Source organism: Streptomyces sp. NPDC057565 (assembly GCF_042801455.1).
In the GTDB taxonomy this organism is placed as follows: Bacteria; Actinomycetota; Actinomycetes; order Streptomycetales; family Streptomycetaceae; genus Streptomyces; species Streptomyces yanii.
This window is the reverse complement of sequence record NZ_JBHVFU010000001.1, coordinates 549,761-572,737: the sequence shown is the minus strand read 5'-3', so window position 1 is coordinate 572,737 and position 22,977 is coordinate 549,761. Positions and strand designations below refer to the sequence as shown.

Sequence of the window (22,977 nt, the reverse complement as noted above, 5' to 3'; positions counted from 1 at the left end):
CCATTCTCGGTGATCCATCGGGCTGCATGTTCACCGTGCCACATCCCGGCGTCCCGATTCGTCCGGTGGTGCAGGTGGTCCTGGACACGGCAGGAGTACGACCCATGATCGGAGGACACGGGAAAAGGTGGTAGCAAGGGACGTCCGTACCCCGGGGGATCCGCTGCCTCCCCCGGCGCCGCCAGGCCGCGCCGTGCCTGACCACGTCCCCCGGAGACCAGCGTGCCCAGCAAGACCACACCCATCGCCTCAGGACGCGTCCCCCGCCAGGACGCACCCTCCGGGCGGGCGGCCCACTACCGGGCCGCCCTGCGCCGCACCCCCGTCTCCCTGTGGAACGACGACCTCTCCGACTGGGCCGCCGCCCTGACGTACTACGCCATCCTCGCCCTGCTCCCGGCGCTCCTGGTCACCGTCGCCCTCATCGGCCTGGCCAACCCCCGAGCAACCGACGTGCTGATCGCCGACATCACGGCCTTCGCCCCCGCGGAGTCCGGCGCCGCGCTGCGCGAACCCCTGGAGGCCGCGACCCAGGAGCGCGGCGCCGTATGGCTGCTGGTCGCGACGGGAACCGTCAGCGCCGTGTGGTCCGCCTCCAGCTATCTGGCCGTCTTCCGCCGTGCTCTGCACGCCCTGTACGGCGTCCGCGACACACGGCCCGCGCTACGCAAGGCACACATCATCGTGACCAGCGCCGTCGGACTGCTCCTGCTGCTGATGACCAGCGCGTTCGCGCTGGTGCTGACCGGGCCGTTGGCCCACTGGCTGGGACACCGGATCGGCCTCGCACACGCCAGTGACACGGTGTGGACGGTGCTGAAGTGGCCCATCCTGTTGTTCCTCATTGCCTGTCTGATCACGGTGCTGTTCCGTACCGGCCCGGCGGCGGCCAGGGGGGTGCGGCGAGGGTTGCCCGGCGGAGTGCTCGCCGCGTCCCTGTGGCTCGTGGCATCGGCCGGGTTCACCTTGTACGCCACCCACATCGGTTCGTACAGCCGGCTGTACGGGTCGCTCGCCGGGCTCGTCGTCTTCTTGATCTGGGTCTGGTTCACCAATCTCGCTCTGCTGGCCGGGGCCCAGTTCAATGTCGAGCTGGCACGGCCGGTGCAGGAAGTTCCGTAACAGCGTCACCGCACCGGGGCGGCCCGCGTCCCGCAACTCAACAGGCCCCACATACCGATAATTCCGCCCCCTCGCATGCACGCAAACCAACCTGGACCACGTCCACAACACGCCCTCGCGCCAATTCTCGGGATCCACATCCCCGGGTGGCCAGTGGACGAAGGCGGCCGTCGGGAACTGGGGCGCGCTCCTACTCCGGTTCGGCGTCCAAGAATGCTTCGCCGTGCGGTGTGAGCTCCCAGCGACCAAGAAAATCGTCGCAGACCCGGACTCCGAGCAAGGGTGCGCCAACTGCCGGTGGACGTCCGGAATTTGGGCTCGTCCCGGCTCGTGCAGGGCCGAGATGGAAGGCCACGACGGGCGCGTTCCGGTCGCTGCCGGCGTAGCTGAGGGTCTTGGGACGGCGCGGGTCCGGGTCGCCGAAAGTGACCGACGCCGGGCCGAATTCGGCGACAACATCGTGAACGGTGCGATCGGTCCTCGACCAGGTGACGGCTACGTCGACGAGCACAGCGTGCTCCGCGGGAGTCAGGACGCGATCCAGGCACAGCCAGCCCCGACGGTAGGCGTCCTCGCCGTACTGGGAGGCGGCCACATGAATGTCCGGGTCGGCGAAGAACTCTCGCAGCATTGTTGAAGGGCTCAGCCGTGCGTTCGTATCCGGGATCCACACCGTGTCCACGGGCTGCTGTTCGGCTCTCGCGATCTGGTCGAGCAGCAGCGCGAGTCCCGCCAGTCCCCCGAACGACTCGGGACGGCGCACCGCCCGATTGAACCTCTCGAGCAGGCGCTCGCGGTCCCCTCCGGCCCGCTGGGGCACAGCCGTGACCGCCGTAGTTGACGCCACGTCCTGTGCGCCGGCGTGTGACGATGCATCAAGGACCATGCAGCCATTCTGACGGCAGATGCAGAACATCAGCAATGGTCATCGCCCGGCCGGTCTGCCGGGCACATCCCGAGGTCTGCCCGCGGCCCAGGAGACAAGGAAGCGCAGAACCCTCGTACGTGGCCGTGCCGGGCTCGGCAGTCCAGATGACAAGCTGCTGATCCGGGTCGGTGCTGCAGGTGAGGGTGTCATGTCGGCCGTTCGGTACGCCCGCCTCCCGCAGCAGCTCCGGGCGGTGGGGGTGGGTGCCCAGAGAGCCCATCGCGCTCATCTACCGGCCGGTAGATGAACGCCGGGCGCGGGAGCGGGGGCGGGGCCGGATCCCGTGCCGTCGGATCGACACCGGCGAAACCGCGCCGGTGGCTGCTGACCGCGCTCCCGCGAAAGGCACATACTTTCCTGCGGTAACCATGCATTCTTGCTGAGTTACTCCATGGAATACCAACGGTTCGAACATCAACCTTTTCTTGAAAAAAAGCATGTCCGCACCGGAGGGGCCCTGGTGCACAGCAAAGGCGGTCACGAGCAAATTCGACCCAGGCAGACCGCGAATAGCGCGGCTATGTCATGTCAGTGCGCATTGCTAACCCGAGCGGCTGAGCAAGACTCGGAACAGCCCAGTGCTCAGAGGCCGTCTTTCTACCGAAGAGGCAGCAGCATGGCCGTTGGAGAAAAGAGCGCCGGTGGTCAACGCCGGCAGCCGTCCCGGAGCAAGGCCACGGACTCGCGCAGCGACAGCGCTCGCAGCACGAAGCCGCGGGTGCGACGTGATGCGTCGAGGTCTGGCCGCGTGTCCGCGCCGCAGGCGATGCGGTACGCGGCCGAGCAGCTTGAGGAACTGCTGGGGAGGTCGCCCGAGTCCGTCTCTGCGGTGCAGCCCACCGAGGGCGGCTGGGAGGCGCAGGTGGAGGTCATGGAGCTGGAACGCATCCCCGACACCACCAGTGTGATGGCGAGTTACCGGGTGAAGCTGGACCAGGACGGCGAACTGATGGCGTACGAGCAGACCCGCCGCTATGCACGCGGGCAGATCGACCGTCGCGCATGACCCTTTTACGACCGCTGTCCCCGACTGTCAGGTCGCAGGGCGAGAGTAAGGGCCGCCGAGCCGCTGATGCGGCCGATGGCGAAGGGAGGGCACCATGACCGTGGTGCCGCAAGGCAGAGGCAGTATCTCTCAAGGACCGAGCTCCGGCACTCTGTACGACGTTCTGGAACTCATTCTGGACCGCGGCTTGGTCATCGACGTATTCGCCCGCGTATCGCTGGTTGGCATCGAGATCCTCAAGGTCGATGCCCGCATCGTCGTGGCGAGTGTGGACACCTACCTGCGCTTCGCCGAGGCCTGCAACCGCCTCGACCTGGAGTCCGGACGCAAGGCACCCAGCAAGCTGACCGACCTCGTGGGCGAAGTGACCGAAGGCGGAGCCAGAGGCAAGAGCAAGGGGGCATTGACCGGCGCGATGGATGCCATCACCGACGTCTTGCAGCAGGGCCACGAGGACGAGGAAGCCGAAGAGAGGCGGGAGCGGCCCCGCCCCCGGACGGCGCGCCGTGCTTCCCGGCACCGGGAGGACTGAGCCATGGCCGTGTATGTGTACGCCATAACGGCGGCCACGCATCCGCTGCGCCTGGACGATCTGAACGGCGTGGGCGACCCTCCCGCACAACTGCGTACGGTGCAGGGCGGAATCCTCAGCGCAGTCGTCAGTGACGCTCCGGAGGGGCTGCGCGCCAAACGCCGGGACGTCGGTGCACATCAGGCGGTCCAGGAGCGGCTGATGGCCGACGGCACCGTACTGCCTCTGCGATTCGGCCTGCTGGCCCCTGATGACGACGCGGTACGGGCCGTGCTCGAGGAGAACGCCGAGCGGTACACGGAACGGCTGGCCGCGCTGGACGGGTGCGCCGAGTACCACCTGAAGGCGGCACAGGACGAAGACGCGCTGCTGCGCCAAATCCTCCAGGAGTCGCCGGAGGCCCGCAGACTCAACGACGACATCCGGGCCGGACACAACAACCCCGACCTGCCGCTCGCGTTGGGCGAGCTCGTGGCGAACGAGGTTCAGGCCCGCCAGGAGGCACTGGCAGCCGCTGTCGTCGAGGCGTTGCGCCCGCTCGCCCGCGATGAGCGGGCCTCACAGACGGCCGGCAACGACTTCCTGAACGTCTCCTTCCTGGTGGATCGACGCCGGGAGGATCGGTTCACTGCCACGGAGAAGAACCTCGCTGCCGAACTGGGCGAGGACTTCGACTGGCGGCTGCGTGGCCCGCTGCCGCCGTACAGCTTCGTGTAGGGAGCACTCATGGGCCTGTTCTCCCAGATCCTCACTCTCCCGCTGGCACCCGTGCGCGGCGTGGGCTGGGTCGTGGAGCGCGTCGTGGAGGCTGCGGAGCGGGACTACTACGACCCCGGTCCGGTCGAGCGGGAGCTCGCGGAGCTGGAGAAGGCGCTCCTGTCAGGAGCGATCGACGAGGAGACGTTCGACCAGCGCGAGGACGAGCTGCTCGACCGGCTCGACGAGATCAAAGCGCACCAGGAGATCCGCAGGACATGACCGAGATTTCGGCAGTGATGGATGCGAAGACAGGCGCCCTACCGGGAGGCCACGGGGCACCAGGCCGGACGGGATCGCCCGGCCCATCGCCCTGTGTCTCGTCGGCAGGAAGCCTGCAGCGGCTCACCGACACGGGCTGGGCTCGTCCGCGCTCATGTCGACGAGCAGCCGCTCAAGAAGTTGTTCCACGCGGGCAGCAACGCGGTCGCGCCCGGCCTTCAGCCCGGGGTGGACCTGATGCCCGCGCCGTAGTTCTGCTTCCGGGCGCCGGAATCCAGGAAACCGAGGTCGACAGGCCGTGACAGAACCCGTTGCCAGCAGGTTTGGCTCCCTCCCATACAGGTCGTCCCCGCAGTACGCCCAGGGGTCCTCTGCCAACCTCGCCGATATTCTGGAGCGGGTACTCGACAAAGGCATCGTCATCGCGGGCGACATACAGATCAACCTTCTCGACATCGAACTGCTCACCATCAAGCTCCGTCTGCTGGTCGCGTCCGTGGACAAGGCCAAGGAGATGGGAATCGACTGGTGGGAGCACGATCCCTCACTGTCCTCCCGCGCGAACGGCAGTCGCGAGCTGGCAGAGGAGAACAAGCGCCTGCGCGCGGAGATCGAAGCTCTGCGCGAGGACGCGGAGCTTCCGTCGGCCGAAGAGCGCCGTTCCGTGACCGAGAAACCGCCGCATGCGACGACGCAGCGCCGGCAGTCGGCCAAGGTTCGCCCCAAGAAGCGGGATGAGTGATGACCGAGCCGATCAGTTACACGTATGCCGTGGTGCGGGACGCCGATGGACTGCCGGATGTCCTCGCCGGCCTTCAAGGCGTGGCGCGAGCCCCGGTGCACCTGGTCCACGGTCGGCACGGCGGTGATGTCGCGGCGGTGGTGAGCCCTGTACCGCCCGAGGACTTTCAGGAGGACGCCCTCAAGCGGCATCTCGAGGACCTGGACTGGCTTGAGGCGGTGGCCAGGGCCCACCACAGCGTGGTTGAGGCGTTGTCCGCCCATACCACTGTGCTTCCGCTGCGGCTCGCGACCGTGTATCTCGACGACGAGCGGGTCGCCGTGACGCTCGACGCCTGCCAGGACACGTTCAGCGACCGGCTGTCCCGCTTGGCGGCGCACGTCGAGTGGGGCGTCAAAATCTACGTCGAACCCATATCGGTCACCGCCGCCCGACCGGATGCAGCTCCGGCGCCCGGCCTCAGCCCCGGGCGCGCCTACCTGCGCAGTCGCAGAGCACAACGGCATACGCAGGAAGACGCCTACCGGGCAGCCGAACAGGCGGCTGAGAACGTCGAAGCCGCGGCCGGCATCCATGCGGTGGACCGCGCCCGGCACAGGCTCCAGCAGGGTGAACTCGCGGTCGGGTCCGGGGAGAACGTCGTCAACGACGCGTACCTCGTACCGGCGGAGCATGCTGACGCGTTCTTTTCCGACGTCATGCGAGCGGCCGAAGGCCTGGACTCGGTGCGCGTCGAGGTCACCGGCCCCTGGGCGCCCTACTCCTTCGTCTCGCCGCCCCATGCGGAACCCGCGGAGGGGACGGCGTCACCGTGACCGGGGCTGCCCGGCTACCCGTGGAAGCCGCGAGGGAACCGCTGCCCGGCCGGCAGATAGCCCTCATCGACCTGCTGGACCGCCTCCTCAGCGGTGGCGTGGTCCTCACCGGTGACATCACTCTGTCGATCGCAGGCATCGACCTTGTACGTGTCTCCCTGCGAGCGCTCATCGTCTCCATCACCGCGCAGAACCCGTCGCCCTGGGCGGAGGGCACACCACAGCCGCGAGACGACCATGACGCATGAAGACCGCGGGCCCGGACGCCGCTTCGACGAGGTCGCCGACGCAGCCACGCGGGCTTTCCGTCTGCTGCCCGCCACGTCCCAGGACGAGAAACCCCCGGCGCACAGGACGACACGCCGGATCGTCGCGGAACCCGACACCGTGGAGCGTGACCTGGTCAAACTCGTCCTCACCCTCGTCGAACTCCTGCGACAGCTCATGGAACGCCAGGCTCTGCACCGCGTCGACGAGGGAGACCTCACCGAGGAAGAGGAGGAACGCCTCGGGGCCACTCTCCTGATCCTCCACGACCGTATGAACGAGCTGTGCGCCCGGTACGACCTGACCATGGAGGAGCTCAACCTCGACCTCGGCCCCTTGGGGACCCTACTGCCGCCCTCCGCATAGCCACTCGCACGTCGGACTGCGCGGCGGCCCTGCGCCCGTGCGCCGCTTCCTGCCGGCGCTCAGGCACGGGACGCTCCCAGCCCGGCAGTCAGAGCGACGCGCTCTCCGCAGTCAGAGCGACGCGCTCTCCGGCGGCGCTGGACCGGTAGGTGGCTTCGACGACCTCGATGACCTGCCGCCCGTACTCGGCGGTGACGGCTGAAGGCTGCTGTCCGCGCACCACGGCAGCGAACGCGGCCAGTTGGTCGCCAAAGGCCCGGGGGATGTCGTCGTCGGACTCCGCGGCCAGGACGGTGGAGCCGCCCGCGCCGGGGCCGTAGTCCGGGTGCAGGGTCGCGCCGGAGCCGCGGGCGACCCGGATGGCGCCGCGTTCGCCGATCACTATGAGTTCGTCCCGGGCGGGCAGCCCGGTGCTGGTGATGCCGATGTGCCCGACGAGACCGTCCTCAAGCTCCAGGCGGGCGAGGACGTCGGTCTCGATGCCCGCCGGCGTGTTCGCCCGGTGGGCGGCGGTGGCGCTGACCGCGAGGACCCGCCGTCCGGCCAGCCACAGCAATCGGTCCACACAGTGGGTGCCGATGTTGATGAAGACGCCACCGCCGGACACGGCCGGATCGAAGAACCAGGCAGGGCGGCTCCCGGGCCGGTAGTCGGTGCTGCGCCAGTCGCTGACGGCCAGCAGGGAACCGATGGCGCCCGCGTCGAGCGCGGCCTTGGCGGCCACCATGGGCGGCAGGAAGTGCTGGATGTGCCCCACGAAGAGCGCGACGCCGGCGTCCTGACAGGCGCGGTCCATGACCTCGCAGTCCGCGGAGGTGGTGGCCATGGGCTTCTCGACCAGGACGTGCAGTCCGGCCGCCGCGCAGTCGGTGACGATCGCGGTGTGCAGGGCGTGCGGCGTGTTGACCACGACGGCGTCGACCGTCCCTGAGGCGATCAGCTCACGGTGGTCGGTGAACTCGGCTGCTCCCAGAGGCCCGGCGACTCTCCGTGCCGTGGCCGCTACGAGGTCGCAGACGGCGGTGACCCGCACGCCGGGGATGCCTTGGGCGGCCTGCGCGTGCAGGGCGGCGACCGCGCCTGCTCCGATCAGGCCGAGCCGTATGTCCGTCACGAGGTGATCTCCTGTTGCTTCGGTGTGGTGCCGGTGTCGGTCGTCCCCGCCCCGCAGGACTGGCGGACGGTGATGCTGGGGCGCAGCATGATGCGATGGCGGGCCAGTCCGGGTTCGCCCAGCCGCCGCAGCAGCGTCTCGGCGGCCGTCCTGCCCAGCAGGTGTTTGGGGGGCGCCACCGCGGTGAGCGGAATGTCGGCGAGGTCGGCGATCTCGTCGTCGTACGCGACCAGGGCGAGGTCGTCGGGGACGGTGAGCCCGGCCCGGCGGGCAGCGCCTTCCAGGAGCGCGGCCTGCCGGTCGCCGAAGCACACGGCTGCGGTGACGCCCGCCTCCCGCAGCACGGCCAGGCAGCGGTCGGCCGCCGCCGGACTCCATTCCTGCCGGGTGGCACGGAACTCGGCCGCGGAACAGCCCAGTTCGTGCACCGCTTGCCGATAGCCCTCGATCACCGGAGGTGCAGTGGGGCTCGGCGCGCGCAGCACGAGGCCGATGGACCGGTGCCCCAGTCCGGCGAGATGCCGGACGGCGTCGTAGGCGCCGGCCTCGTGGTGGGTGCAGACGTACTCGTTGGTGTCGCTCAGGGAGGTGCTCCGGCGCTCGACCAGAACGGCCGGCACGGGAAGTGCGGCGAGGCGCGCGAGGTACCGGTCCGCCGGTTCGGGCCCGGTGAGCGTGGGCACGAGCAGCAGCCCGTCGGTGCCGGCGTCGAGCATGTCCTGCACGTCGCGGGCCTCGCGCTCCTGGTCGTAACCGGAGCAGGTGAGGAGCAGCCGCGCACCGGCGGTGGACAGTCCTTCCTCGATGCCTTGGAGGATCTGGGGGTAGTAGAAGGTGGTGTCGGGGACGAGGACGCCGATCAGGGCGCGGCCGGTGCCGGGGGCGTCGGGCGGCAGGACGAAGGTGCCCGATCCCTGGCGTCGGACGACGAGTCCTTCGGCGATGAGTTCGTCGACGGCGCGCCGTACGGTGCTGACGGATGTGCCGCTGTTGAGGGCGAGTTGCTTCTCCGTGGGCAGTCGACCACCGACGGGCCAGACGGCGTCCCGGACCTGTTGGCGTAGTTCGTGGGCGAGTTGGCGGAACTTCAGGTCCTTCGTGCCTTCGGCGATCTGCGCCGTCGACGGATGCGGCCGGTCGGCCATGACGTCTCCTCTGCCTGTCATTTGACGGAGCCGACGGTCATGCCTTCGATGATCCGGCGGCCGAGCCATACGTAGCAGGCGAGCACCGGCAGGACGACCACGGCCACGCCGGCGAACAGGCCGCCCCAGTCGGCGCCGTTGTACTGCATCTGTTGGAGGAAGCCGAGAAGGGCGAGGGAAAGGGTCTGGTGATCGGTGTTCTGGATGAAGACCAGCGCGAAGACGGTCTCGCCCCAGTGCTGGATGATGTTGAGGATCAGGACGGTGACCAGTCCGCCTCGGGCCAGCGGCAGCATCACCTGCCAGAAGGTGCGGAACGCGGAAGCCCCGTCCAGCGCGGCCGCTTCTTCCAGTTCCACCGGGAGGGTCGAGAAGAACCCGGTGAGGAAGAACACGGCGAAGGGCAGTGAGGTCGCCACGTAGACCACGACGAGTCCGAAGAGGCTGTCGACCAGGAGCAGCTTGTTCATGACCACGAACAGCGGCAGCATCACCACCTGGGCGGGAATGCCGAGGCCCAGGGCGAAGAAGAGGATGAAGCCGCCGTTGAAGCGGGTGGTGACGCGGCTGAGGACGTACGCGGCGGGCGCGGCGAGGACGAGGGTGCCCACCGCGGTGCCGGCCACGACGACCAGGGTGTTGAGGGCGGCTTGTCCGAAGAGGCCCCCGGTCCAGGCCCGTGCGTAGTTGTCCCAGTGCAGGGCCTGCGGCAGCTCCCACGGGGAGCTGAAGATCTCGCTCGCGCTCTTCAGTGACGACAGGAGCAGCCACAGTCCGGTGAGGATGTTGAAGCCTGCGAAGGCCCAGACCAGGGGCACTCCGAGGACACGGGTGGTGGTGAGCCGGCCGCGCAGGCGAGCGAGGCGGCCGGACGGGCGACCGGAGGTGATGACGGCCATGGCGGCGGGGCCTCCTGGGTTCTCGGGAAACGACGGGCTGCGCAAGGGGGCGCCCCCGAACGGTCAGAACTGCACGGTGTCGCGCCGCATGACGCGCCGGATGAGCACCACGAGGGCGCCGACCAGGGTGACCATGACCACGGCACTCGCCGCGGCGGAGCCGTAGCGCGGTATGCCGCCGGAGGCGAAGGCCTCGCCGTAGGTGTAGAGGGCGGTGTTCCACACACCGGTGTCGGGCATCTGGCCCGCCGCACCGGCGAAGGCGTAGATGAACTCGAAGACCTTGACGGCGCTGATGGTCCACAGGACCGCGCAGACGCCGACCACGTCCCACATCAGCGGCAGGGTCACATGGCGGAACTTCTGGAAGGCGTTGGCTCCGGCGAGGTCGCAGTCCTCGTAGAGCTCGGGCGGTATCTGGTCGACGGCGGCCATCAGGATGGTGGTGTAGAAGCCAGTCGAGGTCCACACCAGGCCGATCATGATGACCCGGAAGATGGTGCTCTGCCCCAGCCAGTTCGGCGGGTGCTCCATCCCCAGCGCCCCGACGAGGGCGTCGGCGAGTCCGTCGTGCTGGAAGAGGAATCCCCACAGGATCGACAGGGCGATGCTGGGAACGATGTTGGGGAAGAAGAGAATGGACCGGGCGGCCTTGCGGCCCTTCATGTCGCGCAGCACCATGGTCAGCGCGAACGAGACCAGGAAGGTCAGTCCGCCGACGCCGAGGATGATCCACAGGGTGTTGGTGAAGGACTGCTGGAAGGCCGGATCCTCCAGCAGGCGCCGGTAGTTGTCGATCCCGACGAAGCTCATGGGACCGGCGCCGCCCCATTCGTTGAAGCTGAGCCACACCGTGTACAGGGAGGGGCCGGCGAAGAAGACGAGGTAGACCGCGACCGCGGGCACGAGGAGCGGCCAGAACAGCCGGCGGCGCCGGGCGGCGAGCGGGCTGGGACGTGCGTCCGTCCGCGAGACGGACGCACCTCGGCGGGTACGGAGTTCTCCGGTGGCGGCGTCGGCCGTCACGAGGCGGTCTTCCAGTGGGCGGCGGACGCGGACTTGAGCTTGCCGGCGAAGACCTCGGCGGTGAGGTGACCGGTGATGAAGCTCGTGTTCAGCGGCTGGAAGACCTTGGTGTACCACTCGGCGGCGGTTTCCTTGACGCCGTCCAGGGTCTTCACGATGGTGCCTGAGGCGAGGGCCTTCTGGGCGTCGGCCAGCTCGGCAGGGGCAGCGATGTCGGAGCGCGGGGTGATGTTCTTGGCCTGGCCGGAAATGCCCGACAGTTGGCGCTTGGCGAGGAAGTAGGCGATGAACTTCTGCGCGGCGGCGCTGTTCCTGGCCTTCTTGGGGATGGAGAAGCCGATGAGCGAGATGTCCTGGGCCGCCTCGCCGCCGCCGGTGAACGCCGGGAAGGGGAAGGACCGGTAGCGGAAGCCGGAGGAGGCGAACTCGGCTGTCTCGCTGGGCGCGAAGGTGCCCAGCAGCAGGAAGTCGGACTTCCCCTTGGCCCACTTCTGCTGCACGGCGGGCCACTTGGATCCGTCGTACCCCGACGTGAAGTCGCCGGCGCCGATCAGATTCTCAATGTGCCGGAGCGCGTCGACGAAGCCCTCGGCCTCGAATGCGGCTCCGGTCCTGTCCACGGCCGCCTTGCCGAAGGCCCCGGGGCCCAGTCCGCGCAGGACGGCGTAATAGGTCCAGTAGGCGGCGTAGTCGGGGATGTCCCCGTCGAGTGCCAGCGGACCGTCACCGAGGGCCTTCTTCCGCCCGGCCAGCAGTTCGGTGAACTCCTGCCAGGTGGCGGGCGGGTTGGCGGCCACGTCGGGGAGGGCCTTCCCGTCGTACCAGATCTGGGTGGTGAGCACCTCGTACGGAATCTGCCAGAGGGTGCCGTCGGTGGTGTTCAGGTCGCGGTAGCGGGCCGGGACGACGCTGCCGACGGTGTTGCCGCTCTCCCCCGGTATCGCCTCGCTCAGCAGGGGGGTGAGGTCGAGCGCCTGGCCGGTGGCCTGGAGCTGCGCGTAGGCGAAGCGGTCCGCGGAGTCGACGAGGTCGGCCGGGACGTTGGCGGTGTTCAGAGTGGGCGCCAGCTGCTGGATGACCTGTCGGCCCTTCCACTGGATGCTGACCTTGATGCCGGTGTCCTGGGTGAACCGGGTGATCGCCGCCTGCAGCACCTTGGCCTGCGGCTCGTTCTGCTTCCACATGGACCAGTACGTGAACGAGTCACCGCCGCCCCCGGTGGATGACGCGCCGGGCGCACAGGCGGCTGCCGTGAGACCGACGGAGACGGCCAGGGCGGCGGTGAGAACGGCTCGGCGCGAGATGCGGGCAGAGCTGACGGGCTGTCTGTCGTTGGGCATAGCTCTCCTCGGAGACTGCGGTCTGAGGCGGGGCCGGAGGGATTGGGCCTATGATTTCCAGCCATTCATAGAGCAGTCAATTGCCGTTTGAGCATATGAATTACCAATGAATGAGCGACTGAACGGGCCTTCCCCGGGCAACGGAATCGAAGCAGGTACCCGTGCCACTATCGATCACCAGGCACCTGAATCATTCATAGGTGATTCATTACGTCATGAGCAGTTGACTCGATGGGCAGCCCACCCACAGGCTCGGGACATGCACGAGACGCTCGCTCTCGCGCAGCGCAGACAGCTCCTACGGGCCGGCGGCAGACCACGTCCCCGGCCCCGCCCTCCACGGCGGAGCCCGTACCCACGCCGCGGCGGACGCCCTCCGCACGCGTCCTGCCCGTCCCGGCCTCACCGGCCACCGCTCGAGGAGGAACCCTTGGCCAGCCGCGACCCGGACCGTCCCAACGTCCTGCTCATCCTCTCCGACGACCAAGGGCCGTGGGCGATGGGGTGTGCGGGCAACGACGAGATCCACACCCCGCACCTGGACGCCCTGGCGGCCCGGGGGATCCGCTTCAGCCGCTTCTTCTGCACCTCACCGGTCTGCTCGCCGGCCCGCGCCTCCCTGTTCACCGGGGAACTGCCCTCCCAGCACGGGGTCCACGACTGGCTCTCGTACCATCACGCCGGGCGGACGGGCATCGACTTCCTCTCCGGACGGACGCTCTTCACCGATCTGCTCGCGGACGCCGGATACCGGCTCGGTCTCAGCGGCAAGTGGCATCTGGGCGCCAACGACCGTCCCCGCAAGGGCTTCGTCCACTGGTACGCCCATGAAAGCGGCGGCGGCCCGTACTACGGGGCGCCGATGTACCGCGACGGAACGCGGGCCGAGGAGCAGGGCTATCTCACCGACGCGCTCGCCGCCGACGCCGATCAGTTCCTCACATCCGAGTCCGAGCGCCCCGAGCCCTTCCATCTCTCCTTGCACTTCACCGCGCCCCACAAGCCGTGGCGCGGACAACACCCGAGCCAGTACACCGAGTTGTACGAGAACTGCACCTTCGACAGCTGTCCGCAAGGGCCTGCGCACCCGTGGCAGCCGCTGGCCGAGGACGGCTCACCGGTCGGCGGCGAGAGCGACACCCGGCAGGCCCTGATCGGTTACTTCGCCGCCACGACCGCCATGGACGCGGCCATCGGCCGGGTCCTGGACCGGCTCGACGCACTCGGCCTCACCGGATCCACCCTCGTGATCTTCACCAGCGACAACGGCTTCAACGCCGGACACCACGGCATCTGGGGCAAGGGCAACGGCACGTTCCCGCAGAACATGTACGACAGTTCGGTCCTCGTGCCCTGTCTGATCTCCCAGCCCGGCCGCATCCCTTCCGGGCGCCACTGCGACGCCCTGCTGTCGCAGTACGACGTCCTGCCGACGCTCGTCGACCACCTCGGGCTCGACCACCACCCCGACCCTCGGCTGCCGGGCCGGTCCTTCGCGGACATCCTGACCGGTACGGACGACGGCGACGGCGCCGAACGGGAGCGGATCGTCGTCTACGACGAGTACGGGCCGGTACGCATGATCCGCACCCGGGACTGGAAATACGTCCACCGCTACCCGCACGGCCCGCACGAGCTGTACGACTTGGCCCACGATCCGGGCGAGGAGCACAACCTCGCCGACGCACCGCTCCACACGGCTGTCCGCACCGAACTCGCCACCCGGCTCGACGCCTGGTTCGCCGAATACGTGGACCCGGCCCTCGACGGCGCCCGCCTCCCGGTCACCGGATCGGGCCAACGGACCCCGGTCACTCCCGACACACTCCCGACCGCCTTCGAGCCGCCCCCTGCCGGCAGCGCTGCACCGACACCGTCGGGCACCTCCTGACCTGCAGGATTTTGGAGCCCACCGCGACGACCCGGTTCAGGTCCTCGTCCGTCTCGGCCCGAGCCACCGGCGCGGCGAACGTACGCAGCCAGGAACGGTCGGCGGCCCACATCCGCGGCCGGTCGCAGTCATTCCTCCGGTTGCCGTACTTCTTCCCTCGGGCTCACCAGGCGACCAGTTCGGCCGCGTCCGCGGTGAAGACGGCCTGCCCGGCGGCGATCCGTCGGTCCCGGTCGGGACCGGGGCGCAACAGCCGGTCCAGTGAGCGGAGCAGCCCGATCGTGTCGGCAGCGTGTTCGGTGAGGCCTGCGGCGGCCATCTCACCGACGCCCTCGGCGCCGTGGCCGGGGATCGGCCGGTATCCGACGACCGGTACGCCGGCGGCGAGGGCCTGCACGGCCGTCTGCCCCGCGGCGTTGTCCACCAGGGCGCTCGATGCCGCCATGAGCTCAGGCAGGTCCTCGACCCAGCCCAGCGCCAGGACGCCGGGAAGCATCGCGGCGCGGGTCCGCAGTCGTTCGTCCTTGCCGCACAGCAGCACCGGAAGGTGGCCTGCTTCGGCGAGCAGGAGCGCGGTGGCGGTCAGCCCCTGTCCCACGCCCCAGGCCCCGGCCGAAAGCAGCACCGCAGGCCGGCCGGGGCCGCGCCGCGCGAACTCCCGCGCCCAGCGCGACGGCCGCCCGCCCGCATTCTCGTGGGCGGCCGCGGCGAAGGCCCCGGGCACGACCGGGCCGCACACCTCCGCCGGGCGTCCGGTCCTGGCACGGACGCGTGCCGCGGCGGCCTCGGTCAGGCACAGGTGCAGGTCGTTGCCGGGATGGAGCCACTGCCGGTGCACGGCGAAGTCGGTGACCACGACCGTGCTGGGCGGGCAGTCACCGCCCTGGGCGCGCAGCCGCCCCGTGACCTGAGCAGCCTGGTGGAAGGTGGAGACGAGCGCATCCGGGCGCCAGCGCTCGACGACGTCGCGCAGGCGTGGCTCCAGGGCTGCGGCCAGCGGCCCGGTGCTCGGCGCCCAGCCGTTCCGGTCGCGCTCGTCTCCGCGGTCGCGGAAGAATGCCGAGTAGACCGCCGCGTAGGCCCCTGGGCAGTGGCGGAGCGCCGTGCGGTATGCGGCGCGCAGCCCGCGCCCGGCACCTGGGGGCAGAATGTCGAGGAGGTCCACACGTGCGGTCAGGTGGCCGTCGGCCCGCAGCCGCCCGGCCAGTTCGGCGGCCACGGCGTCGTGTCCGGCGCCCATGCTCGCGCTGACGATCAGAATCCGGCGTCCCATTCTTGGATATTCCTCGCATCACGGCCGGTGCGCCAGCCCCGGACGGGCGGGCCGTTAGCCCAGGTGCGGTCGAGCGCGTTTGCCGGTGCGCTGGTTGCATGAAGGATGACTCGGTACGGGCCGCTGCAGGCTGGTGCTCCATCAGGATGTCGGCGGCCCCGGAGGACGGAAGCCCATGCGCAAGACCCACCCAGCCCGCGGCACCCCCGCGACCGGGACCGACGCGACGCAGTCGGTTGCGGCCGGTCCGCCCGCCCCCGGCCCTCGGCCGGTCGCGTTGATCACCGGGGCCTCGTCCGGTATCGGCGCCGAAATCGCGTCACGGCTCGCGGCCGGCGGGCGATGGGAGCTGCTGCTCAACGGGCGGGACGAGGGCCGGCTCGGCAGTGTCGCCGCCCGCACCGCCGGTGCCGCGCTGCCGATGGACCTGGCCTCCGAGGAGGGCTGCCGCAAGCTGGCCGAGGCGGCACTGGCGCACAGCGGGAGAGTCGACGTGCTCGTCGCCGGAGCGGGGCTCGGCTGGGCGGGCTCGTACACCGACATGCCGCCCGGCACGGTGGACCGTCTGGTGAGTGTCAACGTCTGCGCCGTACTCCACCTCGTCCGCCTGGTGCTACCGCAGATGGTGTCCCGCGGGTCGGGCCGGCTGGTGCTGATCGGCTCTGTCGCCGGCCGGTTCGGTGTACGGGACGAGGCGGTCTACGCGGCGACGAAGGGCGCGCTGATCGCGTTCACGGAGAGCCTGCGCCATGAGCTCCAGGGCACAGGCGTCCACGTCTGCCTGGTGCTGCCAGGTCCCGTGGACACGCCGTTCTTCACCCGCCGCGGCACCCCGTACACGCGCTCCTGGCCACGGCCGGTACCCGCCGGGCGGGTCGCGGCAGCGGTCGAGAAAGCGCTCGTCGGCCGCCGGGACGAGATCACCGTGCCGTGCTGGCTGGGCGTGCCGGGCAGGCTCCAAGGCATGGCTCCGCAACTCTTCCGCAAGCTGGCCATGCGGTTCGGCTGAGCGGGCCCCGGCAATGGACACGCGGGCAGGGTGGGTGACACGTGATCATCGTCTCCGTGGTGCTGGCGCTGCTCGCCGCGCTCGGGAACGCGGCGGCCTCCGTGCTGCAGCGCCGCGCTGCGGCGGCGGACCTGCCCGGCCGCACGGGCGGCCATCGCCTCGGGAGCCTGAGCTTCGTCCGCCGGCCGGCCTGGCGCTGGGGGGCGGGACTGCTGCTCGTCTCGGGGCTGGCGCAGGCCCTGGCCCTGGCGACCGGGCCACTGGCCGTGGTGCAGCCGGTGATGACGACGGAGCTGTTGTTCACGTCGGTGCTGGCTGCGGCCGTCTTCCGGCGGCCGCCCGGGGCGCGGACCTGGGGGGCGTTCCTCGGTATGGCGCTGGGCCTGGCGGCCTTCCTCCTGCTGGCCAGTCCGACCGGCGGCATGGAGACCGTGCCGCCGAAGAGGTGGCTGCTCAGCGCTGTGCCCACCGCCGCCGTGTCGATCGTGCTGATCACAGTGGGAATGGGGTTGCGGGGCTCCGCCCGTGCGGCGGTACTGGGGTCGGCGACCGCCATCGGCTTCTCCTTCACCGCGGCGCTGATCAAGGACACGCTCGGTCTGCTGTCCGGCGGAGTCGGGGCGGTGTTCACCACGTGGCAGATCTACGCGGCCGCGGCCGTAGGCCTCGGCTCGTTCCTGCTGCTGCAAGCCACATTGCGGGCGGGCTCGCTCGCCGCGTCGCAGCCCGCGCTCACTCTCGGCGACTCATTGCTGAGCGTCGTTCTGGGCGTCCTGCTGTTCGAGGAGCGGATCGAACTGGGCTGGCGGGTGCTGCCGGAGGCTGCGGCGCTCGGGCTCATCGCGTTCGCCAGCGTGCATCTGAGCAGTTCCCCGGTGGTCTCCGGAAAGGATGAACAGCGATGGTAGGACTCTCCGCCGCAGGGCGGACGGCGGTGTCGTCCGGCGCGGTGGTCGGCGCTCTGGGTGTGGCTGCCGCGTGGCACATGGGGCCCGCCGCCACCTGGCTGCCGCCCGTACGGAGGATTTTCAGCCCCGCCCTGGACGGCCGCGGCCATCCCTCTCACGTGGCACTGACCTTCGACGACGGGCCGGACCCGGCCAGCACGCCGCACTTCCTGCGCGTCCTGGACGAATACCGGGTGCGGGCCACCTTCTTCGTCGTCGGCGACTCGCTGGAACGTCATCCCGCCCTTGGCCGGGCACTTGCGGCGGGTGGTCACGAGGTCGCGGTGCACGGCTGGCATCACGGGCGCCCCTGGTTCCCCACACCGCTGCGCGACGTACGGGAGGTGACGCGAACGGCAGACGCGGTACAGAGGATCTGCGGGACCGCCCCGCAGTGGTACCGACCGCCTTACGGCATCCTCACCGGCGGCCGCCTGGCTGCTGCCCGCCGCGCCGGCCTGCGACCGGTGCTGTGGTCGGCATGGGGGCGGGACTGGACGGCGGACGCCGATGCCCGCTCCGTCAGGGCAGCGGTCCTCGCAGGTCTGACCGGCGGTGGCACCGTGCTGCTGCACGACGCGGACGGATGGAGCGCGCCGGGCGCGTGGCGAGCCACGCTGAGTGCGTTGCCCGGCCTGCTCGCCGAATGCCGTCGACTCGGTCTGAGTATCGGCCCGCTGGCCGAGCACGGCATCGGCCACGTCGAAACCGGCACACGCCTTCACCGGCTCCAACACCACGGATAATTATGCATCATACATACGCTGTGCATCAAGCACTTTACATGCATGGTGCACGCCTGTGAGAGAATGGAGTGCGGGCCGCCCGGACGAGAGCGAGAGCGGCCCGGCGACAGGCAGGAGGCGACAGGCGCATGGCCCGGGCAACACACGAGGTCGAGTACGAGCAGATGCTGCTCAGTCGCCACTCGTTCGTGAACCAGCGAGGCAGAAACCGCAAGGACGGGGCCCTGGAGCGCAGCGCCTACATCCTGCTCAGCCGCATTCGCATGCAGGGACCCATGTCGATCGGCGAACTCAGCGACGCCTTCGGACTGGACGCCTCCACCCTCAACCGGCAGACGGCTGCGATCAGGCGCACCGGACTCGTGGAGCGCATCCCGGACCCCGACGGCGGTATGGCCCGCAAGTTCCGCATCACCGACGAGGGCACACGCGTACTCGACAAGGAAAGGGAGGACATAGTCCGCTCCCTGGACCGGGTCATGGCCGATTGGCCGGAAGAAGACATCACCGCCTTCGCGTCCTATCTGCGGCGCTTCAACACCGACATCGAGCGCCTCGGTGCCCGGCCGTGGCCGCGCCCGAAGGCGCGCCTTTGAGACAGATGTGGGAGGCGAGGGTCACAGGGCGATCCGGCCGGCCTGCCGATCGGGCCCAGCACGCACGTTCCCCCCTCGCTCCCCCGGACGGTCGACGCCGAGGCCGTCCGTCCGTCCGCGCGCGCTCCGACCAGCCCCGGGCCATCCGGCGCGCACCCGCACGCAGTCGTCCCGCAAAGGGGCAGCCATGCCTCATTCCCCTCACGGCCGCCCTCTGCCGGAGACGGAGCGGACGCGCCACCGACACCTCCGCGAACAGGGCGGCCTCGACCGCGCCGACCTCATCGCCGGGCCTCGGACCGTGTCGGGGCGACGGATTCCGGCGTGTCGAGTCGGGTGTCGCGGTCGCAGTGGGGGCGCGTCAGCAGTGGCTGAATCACCCACGCAGGCAGTCGGGGATGGGCATACTTGCGGGCATGGATCGCATGATGGGCTTAGCCGGAATGCCTGCCGGACGTGGTGACGGATACGTACCGCGGGTGACCCGTCGGAATGACCAACACCCTTTCGATGGAGGCTCAGTTGACCGCCAAGGCCGCCGGTAGCTACGAGATCACGAGCTGGGACGAAAAGCCCTACGCCGAAGGACCCGATACCCCGAAGCTCACCAAAGCCCATTTCACCAACGCCTTCAGCGGGGACATCGAGGGAGAGGGAGCCGCTGAAACGCTCATGGTGTATCCCACCGACTCCACGGCGAACTTCGTCGGGCTCCAGACCGTGACCGGGACCGTGGGCGGGCGGAAGGGGAGCTTTGTTCTCCAGGCCACCGGTAACTGGCTGGACGGCGTGGCCCGTGCGGAGTGGTTCGTGGTGCCGGGTTCGGCGACCGGGGGGCTGGTGGGGCTCACCGGCAAGGGTGGGTACACCTCGCGGCCCGACGGGAGCTGTGCTGTGACGCTGGACTACGACTTCGAGGAGTGAGGGCGTAGGGCTCCGACGTCAGGAGGCCCACACCCCGTGGGGTGTGGGCCTCCTGACGTCGCCCGGGGGGAGCCGGACGATCAACCGCGCAGTCGCGTCCAGAGATCGCGCTCCTCGTCGGACGGCGGGCTGCCGGGGACGACCCGCTCGGGGTGGCCGGGTGGCGGGCCGCTCATCGAGCCGGGGGGCGCGTCGGCACCCGCCGGGGACTCCGGCGGCCGCAGCGCGCTTCGGGTGTCTTCCGGGGCGGGCAGGGCTTCCGGGGCGGGATCCTGGGCGTACGGGCGCATCAGCAGCTGGTATTCGGCGGTGTAGTGCCCGAAGATGCCCGCGGTGGCGATGAACCCGCGTGCCAGGTCGTGCCAGAGCAGACGCATCGCCCACCATGTCCTGCCGCCGCGAGGAGGGCGCCGCCGGCCCCTCCCCCATGGCGGCCCGGCCATCAGCCGACGGTCTTGCCGGACCGCGCGCGACGCCTGTCGCTCAGATGGTTGACCACGTACTGGGCGTCGTCCTTGACCCACCAGATGAGCCCGGAGCCGTACGAGAACTGGCACTGGAGGCCCAGGAAGTACATGCCGGGTTCACCGGTGACACCGCGGTCCTGGAGCGGCACGCCGTGCTCGTCCAGTGCCGGGAAGCCTATCCAGCTGAAGTCGTAGCGGAAGCCGGTCGCCCAGACCACCGCATCGACCTCGGTCTCGGTGCCTTCCTCGAAGCGGATCGTACGGCCTTCGGCCCCGACGGTGCGTCCGGCGAGCGTGAACCGGTGCCGCTTGGACAGCGTCTTGAGGCTGGGGCCGACCAGTAGCGTCTTCTTGTGCAGTCGGTCCCTCTCGCCGATCAGCGGCTTTCTGATGATGCCGAGTTTGTCGCCCCACCAGTGAATGCCGATGCCGAGGAAACGGCGCCCGAAGTGCGGGAGCGGGGAGCCCTGCGACAGGGTGACCCGGTGGGTCTTCGCGAGTTCCGTGGCGATCTGGGCACCCGAGTTGGCGGCGCCGACCACCACGACACGACTGCCGGGAATCTGCTTCGGATTGCGGTAGTCGCCGGTGTGCACCTGGAAGACCTCCGCGCCGACCTTCTTCGATACCGGCGGGACATTGCCCAGTCGCTGCGCGCCGGTGGCGATGACCACGTGTTCGGCCTCGAATGAGCCCTGGTTCGTCTCGATGAGGAATCCGCCGCCGGGACGTTTGTCGAGGGCGGTGACCTCGGTGCGGAGGCGAACCTCGATCCTGTTGGTTCGAGCGAACTCTTCGAGATAGTCGGCCATTTCGTTCTTGTCGGGGAACCGGCCGCGCCGCCCCGGGAAACGCAGACCCGGAAGTTCGCAGTACTGGGCGATCGTGAACAGCTCCAGCGAATCCCAGCGATTTCGCCATGCGTCGCCCACCCGTGATTCCCCGTCCAGAACCAGATAGGGAATGCCGGCCTTGGCCAAGTAGTACGCGGTGACGAGACCCGTCTGGCCTCCACCGATGACGATCACCTCTGCGCGTTCCGCCATGATCCGGATTCCTCCTAGGGGAGCGGCCGTTGGAGGGTGAGCGTAATGATGCCTGTGGTGAATTCCTGCTCAAGACTGCGCATCGGCGGCGGGCATGCGTACGGGCGGGCACCCGGCCCGCCCGTACGCCTTGCGTCGATGCCGTGTCAGGCCTCCCCCGCCTCCGTTCGCCGCACGGTTCCCGGGGCCCCGGCGGACCCTTCGGTGGCCTGTGGCGCCGGTGCCGCCTCGGCGCCGGCGGCCCCCGGCTGCGGCTTCTTCTTCCGGCGCATCATGCTCGGCATGGCACGCACCGGGACCTCCTTGAGAAACAGTGTTGCCACGAACCCGATCAGCACGATGAACGTCGCCGTCAGGAACACCGTGTGCAACGCGTCGGCGAGCTGTGCGGGCGGCACCGAGTCGGCGGCGGTGGCGTCCCTGCCCAGCTGCAGGGAGAGGATCGAGCCCATCAGCGCGAGGGACACCGGGCCGGCGATCATCCGCCAGAACTGCATCTGGCTGGTGCCGACTCCGATCATCTCCTTCGCGACGGCGCTCTGCACCACGATCGTCGCCATCGGGAACGAGATGCCGATGCCGATGCCCAGAAGGATCATCGCGACCACCGTGGATCCGCGTCCGCTGCCCGTGTCGACGGTCGAGAGCAGGAACAGACCGCCCGCGACAAGAGCCATCGCGAGGGCGCCGAGGATCCGGTAGCGGGGGACGGCCGTGATCGCCTTGCTCGCAATCGGCGGGACGATCATCAGGGCGAACATCATCGGGCTCAGCAGGCTGCCCGCGAACGTGGCACTGGATCCGAGTACGCCCTGCATCAGCAGCGGTACGTAGAAGATCGCTCCCATCATCGCGAACGCGGTGAAGAACGACATGACAGCCAGCACCGAGAACTGGTTGCCGCGGAAGAGCGACAGCGGCACGATCGCGTGCTCCGCACGGTTTTCGGCCAGGAAGAACCCCACCAGCACGACGGCTCCGCCGATGAGCAGGATCAGCACCTCGGCCGACGTCCACGCATGACCATCACCTGCCAGGCTCAGACCGATCAGGATCGGCACCAGGCCGGCGATCAGCAGCGCCACTCCGAGGAAGTCGATGTCGCGCCAGCTGAACCGGGACTTCACGTACGGCACACCGGCCATGATCGCGAGCACGGAGAGCAGCAGGATCGGAACATTGATGTAGAACACCCAGCGCCAGTCCAGGTTGTCGGTGATCACACCGCCGATGGGCGGTCCGATCACCATGCTCAGCCCGGCCACGCTGAAGAAGATCCCCTGCGTCTGCGCCCGCCGCTCCGGCGTGTAGATGTCGGCAACCACGGTGTAGATGTTGGCCATCAGGATGCCCGCGAACAGGCCCTGCGCACCCCGGTAGATCACCAGTTGGGTCATGGACTGCGCGGCGCCGCACAGAAAGGACGTGACCAGGAACCCGACCAGGCCGGTGAGCAGGAAGGGTTTGCGACCGAAGAGGTCACCGAGCTTACCGGCGATGGGCAGGATCACCGCCGCCGCCACCGAATAGCCGACTCCCACCCAGGAGTAGAGACGGAGCCCACCCAAGTCTTCGGTGATCTTGGGCATGGCCGCGCCGACCACGGACAGGTCAATTGATGTCAGTGCCAGCGCAAGCAATACGCCGACGGTCGCGATCACTCTATTTCGCGGTAATACTGCCTCGGGTCCTTCAGGCTGAGGGACAACCACCGTCCGTACCTCCTCGATTATGTCACTCTGATTCGCGTTGGTGAGGATGTCGGTCCAACTGAAGTGTGTCAATGCCGAGTTGAGTG

The 22,977-nt window shown here is 69.3% G+C and carries 25 protein-coding genes and 1 pseudogene; 15 read left to right on the top strand and 11 right to left on the bottom strand.

Features of this window, described 5'->3' with window-relative positions:
• Positions 1–243: 243 nt before the first annotated feature.
• The gene (locus ACFU8W_RS02320; RefSeq protein ID WP_384032042.1) at positions 244–1,122 is read left to right on the top strand and encodes a YihY/virulence factor BrkB family protein; all 879 of its coding nucleotides are present in this window, start codon (positions 244–246) and stop codon (positions 1,120–1,122) included.
• A gap of 190 nt (positions 1,123–1,312) precedes the next feature.
• Here ACFU8W_RS02320 and ACFU8W_RS02315 read toward each other — a convergent pair whose 3' ends face one another.
• Entirely contained in the window at positions 1,313–1,885 is a 573-nt protein-coding gene (locus ACFU8W_RS02315) for a hypothetical protein (protein ID WP_384031456.1), read from the bottom strand.
• Positions 1,886–2,047: 162 nt separating this feature from the next.
• A pseudogene (locus ACFU8W_RS02310) lies at positions 2,048–2,198 on the bottom strand (transcriptional regulator); the annotation flags it as partial.
• 468 nt (positions 2,199–2,666) lie between these two features.
• Between ACFU8W_RS02310 and ACFU8W_RS02305 the strand changes: the two are divergent.
• The 8 genes from ACFU8W_RS02305 to ACFU8W_RS02270 all read left to right on the top strand — a co-directional run bounded on the left by ACFU8W_RS02305 (position 2,667) and on the right by ACFU8W_RS02270 (position 6,756).
• Positions 2,667–3,056, top strand: a complete 390-nt coding sequence (locus ACFU8W_RS02305) for a gas vesicle protein (protein ID WP_384031454.1) — start codon at positions 2,667–2,669, stop codon at positions 3,054–3,056.
• Between the two features lie 94 nt (positions 3,057–3,150).
• Positions 3,151–3,588 (top strand): gas vesicle structural protein GvpA, encoded by a 438-nt coding sequence (locus ACFU8W_RS02300; RefSeq protein ID WP_384031452.1) that lies wholly within the window; start codon positions 3,151–3,153, stop codon positions 3,586–3,588.
• Between the two features lie 3 nt (positions 3,589–3,591).
• Positions 3,592–4,305: a GvpL/GvpF family gas vesicle protein gene (locus ACFU8W_RS02295; RefSeq protein ID WP_384031450.1), complete on the top strand. Its 714-nt coding sequence runs from the start codon at positions 3,592–3,594 to the stop codon at positions 4,303–4,305.
• Positions 4,306–4,314: 9 nt separating this feature from the next.
• Positions 4,315–4,566: a gas vesicle protein GvpG gene (locus ACFU8W_RS02290; protein WP_345516845.1), complete on the top strand. Its 252-nt coding sequence runs from the start codon at positions 4,315–4,317 to the stop codon at positions 4,564–4,566.
• Positions 4,567–4,864: 298 nt separating this feature from the next.
• Positions 4,865–5,308 carry a gas vesicle protein gene (locus ACFU8W_RS02285; protein WP_345516843.1) on the top strand — a complete coding sequence of 148 codons (444 nt, stop codon included), beginning with the start codon at positions 4,865–4,867 and terminating at the stop codon, positions 5,306–5,308.
• Complete coding sequence (locus ACFU8W_RS02280; RefSeq protein WP_384031448.1) at positions 5,308–6,123, top strand: GvpL/GvpF family gas vesicle protein; 816 nt, start codon at positions 5,308–5,310, stop codon at positions 6,121–6,123. Before ACFU8W_RS02285 ends, ACFU8W_RS02280 begins: the two co-directional genes overlap by 1 nt.
• Entirely contained in the window at positions 6,120–6,371 is a 252-nt protein-coding gene (locus ACFU8W_RS02275) for a gas vesicle protein (protein ID WP_345516841.1), read from the top strand. Before ACFU8W_RS02280 ends, ACFU8W_RS02275 begins: the two co-directional genes overlap by 4 nt.
• Entirely contained in the window at positions 6,361–6,756 is a 396-nt protein-coding gene (locus tag ACFU8W_RS02270; RefSeq protein WP_384031446.1) for a gas vesicle protein K, read from the top strand. Before ACFU8W_RS02275 ends, ACFU8W_RS02270 begins: the two co-directional genes overlap by 11 nt.
• 88 nt (positions 6,757–6,844) lie before the next feature.
• Here the strand turns inward: ACFU8W_RS02270 and ACFU8W_RS02265 are convergent, their stop codons facing one another.
• The 5 genes from ACFU8W_RS02265 to ACFU8W_RS02245 all read right to left on the bottom strand — a co-directional run bounded on the left by ACFU8W_RS02265 (position 6,845) and on the right by ACFU8W_RS02245 (position 12,280).
• Positions 6,845–7,870, bottom strand: a complete 1,026-nt coding sequence (locus ACFU8W_RS02265) for a Gfo/Idh/MocA family protein (RefSeq protein ID WP_384031444.1) — start codon at positions 7,868–7,870, stop codon at positions 6,845–6,847.
• A complete protein-coding gene (locus ACFU8W_RS02260) occupies positions 7,867–9,015 on the bottom strand; it encodes a LacI family DNA-binding transcriptional regulator (RefSeq protein ID WP_384031442.1) in 1,149 nt (382 codons plus the stop codon). The genes ACFU8W_RS02265 and ACFU8W_RS02260 overlap by 4 nt, the downstream gene beginning before the upstream one ends.
• 17 nt (positions 9,016–9,032) lie before the next feature.
• Entirely contained in the window at positions 9,033–9,914 is an 882-nt protein-coding gene (locus ACFU8W_RS02255; protein WP_384031440.1) for a carbohydrate ABC transporter permease, read from the bottom strand.
• Between the two features lie 63 nt (positions 9,915–9,977).
• On the bottom strand, positions 9,978–10,940 hold the full coding sequence (locus ACFU8W_RS02250; protein WP_384031437.1) for a carbohydrate ABC transporter permease: 963 nt from the start codon (positions 10,938–10,940) through the stop codon (positions 9,978–9,980).
• The gene (locus tag ACFU8W_RS02245) at positions 10,937–12,280 is read right to left on the bottom strand and encodes an ABC transporter substrate-binding protein (RefSeq protein ID WP_384031435.1); all 1,344 of its coding nucleotides are present in this window, start codon (positions 12,278–12,280) and stop codon (positions 10,937–10,939) included. The genes ACFU8W_RS02250 and ACFU8W_RS02245 overlap by 4 nt, the downstream gene beginning before the upstream one ends.
• A 430-nt stretch (positions 12,281–12,710) precedes the next feature.
• Between ACFU8W_RS02245 and ACFU8W_RS02240 the strand changes: the two genes are divergently transcribed.
• Entirely contained in the window at positions 12,711–14,171 is a 1,461-nt protein-coding gene (locus ACFU8W_RS02240) for a sulfatase-like hydrolase/transferase (RefSeq protein ID WP_384031433.1), read from the top strand.
• Between the two features lie 163 nt (positions 14,172–14,334).
• Here ACFU8W_RS02240 and ACFU8W_RS02235 read toward each other — a convergent pair whose 3' ends face one another.
• Positions 14,335–15,444, bottom strand: coding sequence for a galactosyldiacylglycerol synthase (locus ACFU8W_RS02235; RefSeq protein WP_345516833.1), 1,110 nt, complete (start codon positions 15,442–15,444; stop codon positions 14,335–14,337).
• A gap of 175 nt (positions 15,445–15,619) precedes the next feature.
• On the opposite strand from ACFU8W_RS02235, the gene ACFU8W_RS02230 reads away from it, so the two are divergent.
• The 5 genes from ACFU8W_RS02230 to ACFU8W_RS02210 all read left to right on the top strand — a co-directional run bounded on the left by ACFU8W_RS02230 (position 15,620) and on the right by ACFU8W_RS02210 (position 19,666).
• Entirely contained in the window at positions 15,620–16,453 is an 834-nt protein-coding gene (locus ACFU8W_RS02230; RefSeq protein ID WP_384031431.1) for an SDR family NAD(P)-dependent oxidoreductase, read from the top strand.
• A 41-nt stretch (positions 16,454–16,494) separates the two neighbouring features.
• A complete protein-coding gene (locus ACFU8W_RS02225) occupies positions 16,495–17,361 on the top strand; it encodes a DMT family transporter (protein ID WP_384031429.1) in 867 nt (288 codons plus the stop codon).
• Entirely contained in the window at positions 17,355–18,146 is a 792-nt protein-coding gene (locus ACFU8W_RS02220) for a polysaccharide deacetylase family protein (RefSeq protein WP_384031427.1), read from the top strand. The genes ACFU8W_RS02225 and ACFU8W_RS02220 overlap by 7 nt, the downstream gene beginning before the upstream one ends.
• Before the next feature lie 128 nt (positions 18,147–18,274).
• On the top strand, positions 18,275–18,742 hold the full coding sequence (locus ACFU8W_RS02215) for a MarR family winged helix-turn-helix transcriptional regulator (protein ID WP_384031425.1): 468 nt from the start codon (positions 18,275–18,277) through the stop codon (positions 18,740–18,742).
• 492 nt (positions 18,743–19,234) lie between these two features.
• Positions 19,235–19,666, top strand: a complete 432-nt coding sequence (locus ACFU8W_RS02210; protein ID WP_384031423.1) for a DUF3224 domain-containing protein — start codon at positions 19,235–19,237, stop codon at positions 19,664–19,666.
• Positions 19,667–19,746: 80 nt separating this feature from the next.
• Here the strand turns inward: ACFU8W_RS02210 and ACFU8W_RS02205 are convergent, their stop codons facing one another.
• From ACFU8W_RS02205 to ACFU8W_RS02195, 3 genes are all read right to left on the bottom strand, one after another.
• Positions 19,747–20,043: a DUF6059 family protein gene (locus tag ACFU8W_RS02205; RefSeq protein ID WP_345516827.1), complete on the bottom strand. Its 297-nt coding sequence runs from the start codon at positions 20,041–20,043 to the stop codon at positions 19,747–19,749.
• A gap of 65 nt (positions 20,044–20,108) precedes the next feature.
• Positions 20,109–21,179: a flavin-containing monooxygenase gene (locus tag ACFU8W_RS02200; RefSeq protein WP_384031421.1), complete on the bottom strand. Its 1,071-nt coding sequence runs from the start codon at positions 21,177–21,179 to the stop codon at positions 20,109–20,111.
• 146 nt (positions 21,180–21,325) lie between these two features.
• Complete coding sequence (locus ACFU8W_RS02195; protein ID WP_345518900.1) at positions 21,326–22,891, bottom strand: MFS transporter; 1,566 nt, start codon at positions 22,889–22,891, stop codon at positions 21,326–21,328.
• Positions 22,892–22,977: the final 86 nt, after the last annotated feature.

What these genes read in the sequence shown, in the direction of transcription:
- ACFU8W_RS02305 (WP_384031454.1), top strand. Translation starts at nt 2,667, where the DNA reads ATGGCCGTTGGAGAAAAGAGCGCCGGTGGTCAACGCCGGCAGCCGTCC.
- ACFU8W_RS02300 (WP_384031452.1), top strand. Translation starts at nt 3,151, where the DNA reads ATGACCGTGGTGCCGCAAGGCAGAGGCAGTATCTCTCAAGGACCGAGC.
- ACFU8W_RS02295 (WP_384031450.1), top strand. Translation starts at nt 3,592, where the DNA reads ATGGCCGTGTATGTGTACGCCATAACGGCGGCCACGCATCCGCTGCGC.
- ACFU8W_RS02290 (WP_345516845.1), top strand. Translation starts at nt 4,315, where the DNA reads ATGGGCCTGTTCTCCCAGATCCTCACTCTCCCGCTGGCACCCGTGCGC.
- ACFU8W_RS02280 (WP_384031448.1), top strand. Translation starts at nt 5,308, where the DNA reads ATGACCGAGCCGATCAGTTACACGTATGCCGTGGTGCGGGACGCCGAT.
- ACFU8W_RS02270 (WP_384031446.1), top strand. Translation starts at nt 6,361, where the DNA reads ATGACGCATGAAGACCGCGGGCCCGGACGCCGCTTCGACGAGGTCGCC.
- ACFU8W_RS02260 (WP_384031442.1), bottom strand. Translation starts at nt 9,015, where the DNA reads ATGGCCGACCGGCCGCATCCGTCGACGGCGCAGATCGCCGAAGGCACG.
- ACFU8W_RS02255 (WP_384031440.1), bottom strand. Translation starts at nt 9,914, where the DNA reads ATGGCCGTCATCACCTCCGGTCGCCCGTCCGGCCGCCTCGCTCGCCTG.
- ACFU8W_RS02245 (WP_384031435.1), bottom strand. Translation starts at nt 12,280, where the DNA reads ATGCCCAACGACAGACAGCCCGTCAGCTCTGCCCGCATCTCGCGCCGA.
- ACFU8W_RS02235 (WP_345516833.1), bottom strand. Translation starts at nt 15,444, where the DNA reads ATGGGACGCCGGATTCTGATCGTCAGCGCGAGCATGGGCGCCGGACAC.
- ACFU8W_RS02230 (WP_384031431.1), top strand. Translation starts at nt 15,620, where the DNA reads ATGCGCAAGACCCACCCAGCCCGCGGCACCCCCGCGACCGGGACCGAC.
- ACFU8W_RS02220 (WP_384031427.1), top strand. Translation starts at nt 17,355, where the DNA reads ATGGTAGGACTCTCCGCCGCAGGGCGGACGGCGGTGTCGTCCGGCGCG.
- ACFU8W_RS02215 (WP_384031425.1), top strand. Translation starts at nt 18,275, where the DNA reads ATGGCCCGGGCAACACACGAGGTCGAGTACGAGCAGATGCTGCTCAGT.
- ACFU8W_RS02210 (WP_384031423.1), top strand. Translation starts at nt 19,235, where the DNA reads ATGACCAACACCCTTTCGATGGAGGCTCAGTTGACCGCCAAGGCCGCC.
- ACFU8W_RS02205 (WP_345516827.1), bottom strand. Translation starts at nt 20,043, where the DNA reads ATGCGTCTGCTCTGGCACGACCTGGCACGCGGGTTCATCGCCACCGCG.
- ACFU8W_RS02200 (WP_384031421.1), bottom strand. Translation starts at nt 21,179, where the DNA reads ATGGCGGAACGCGCAGAGGTGATCGTCATCGGTGGAGGCCAGACGGGT.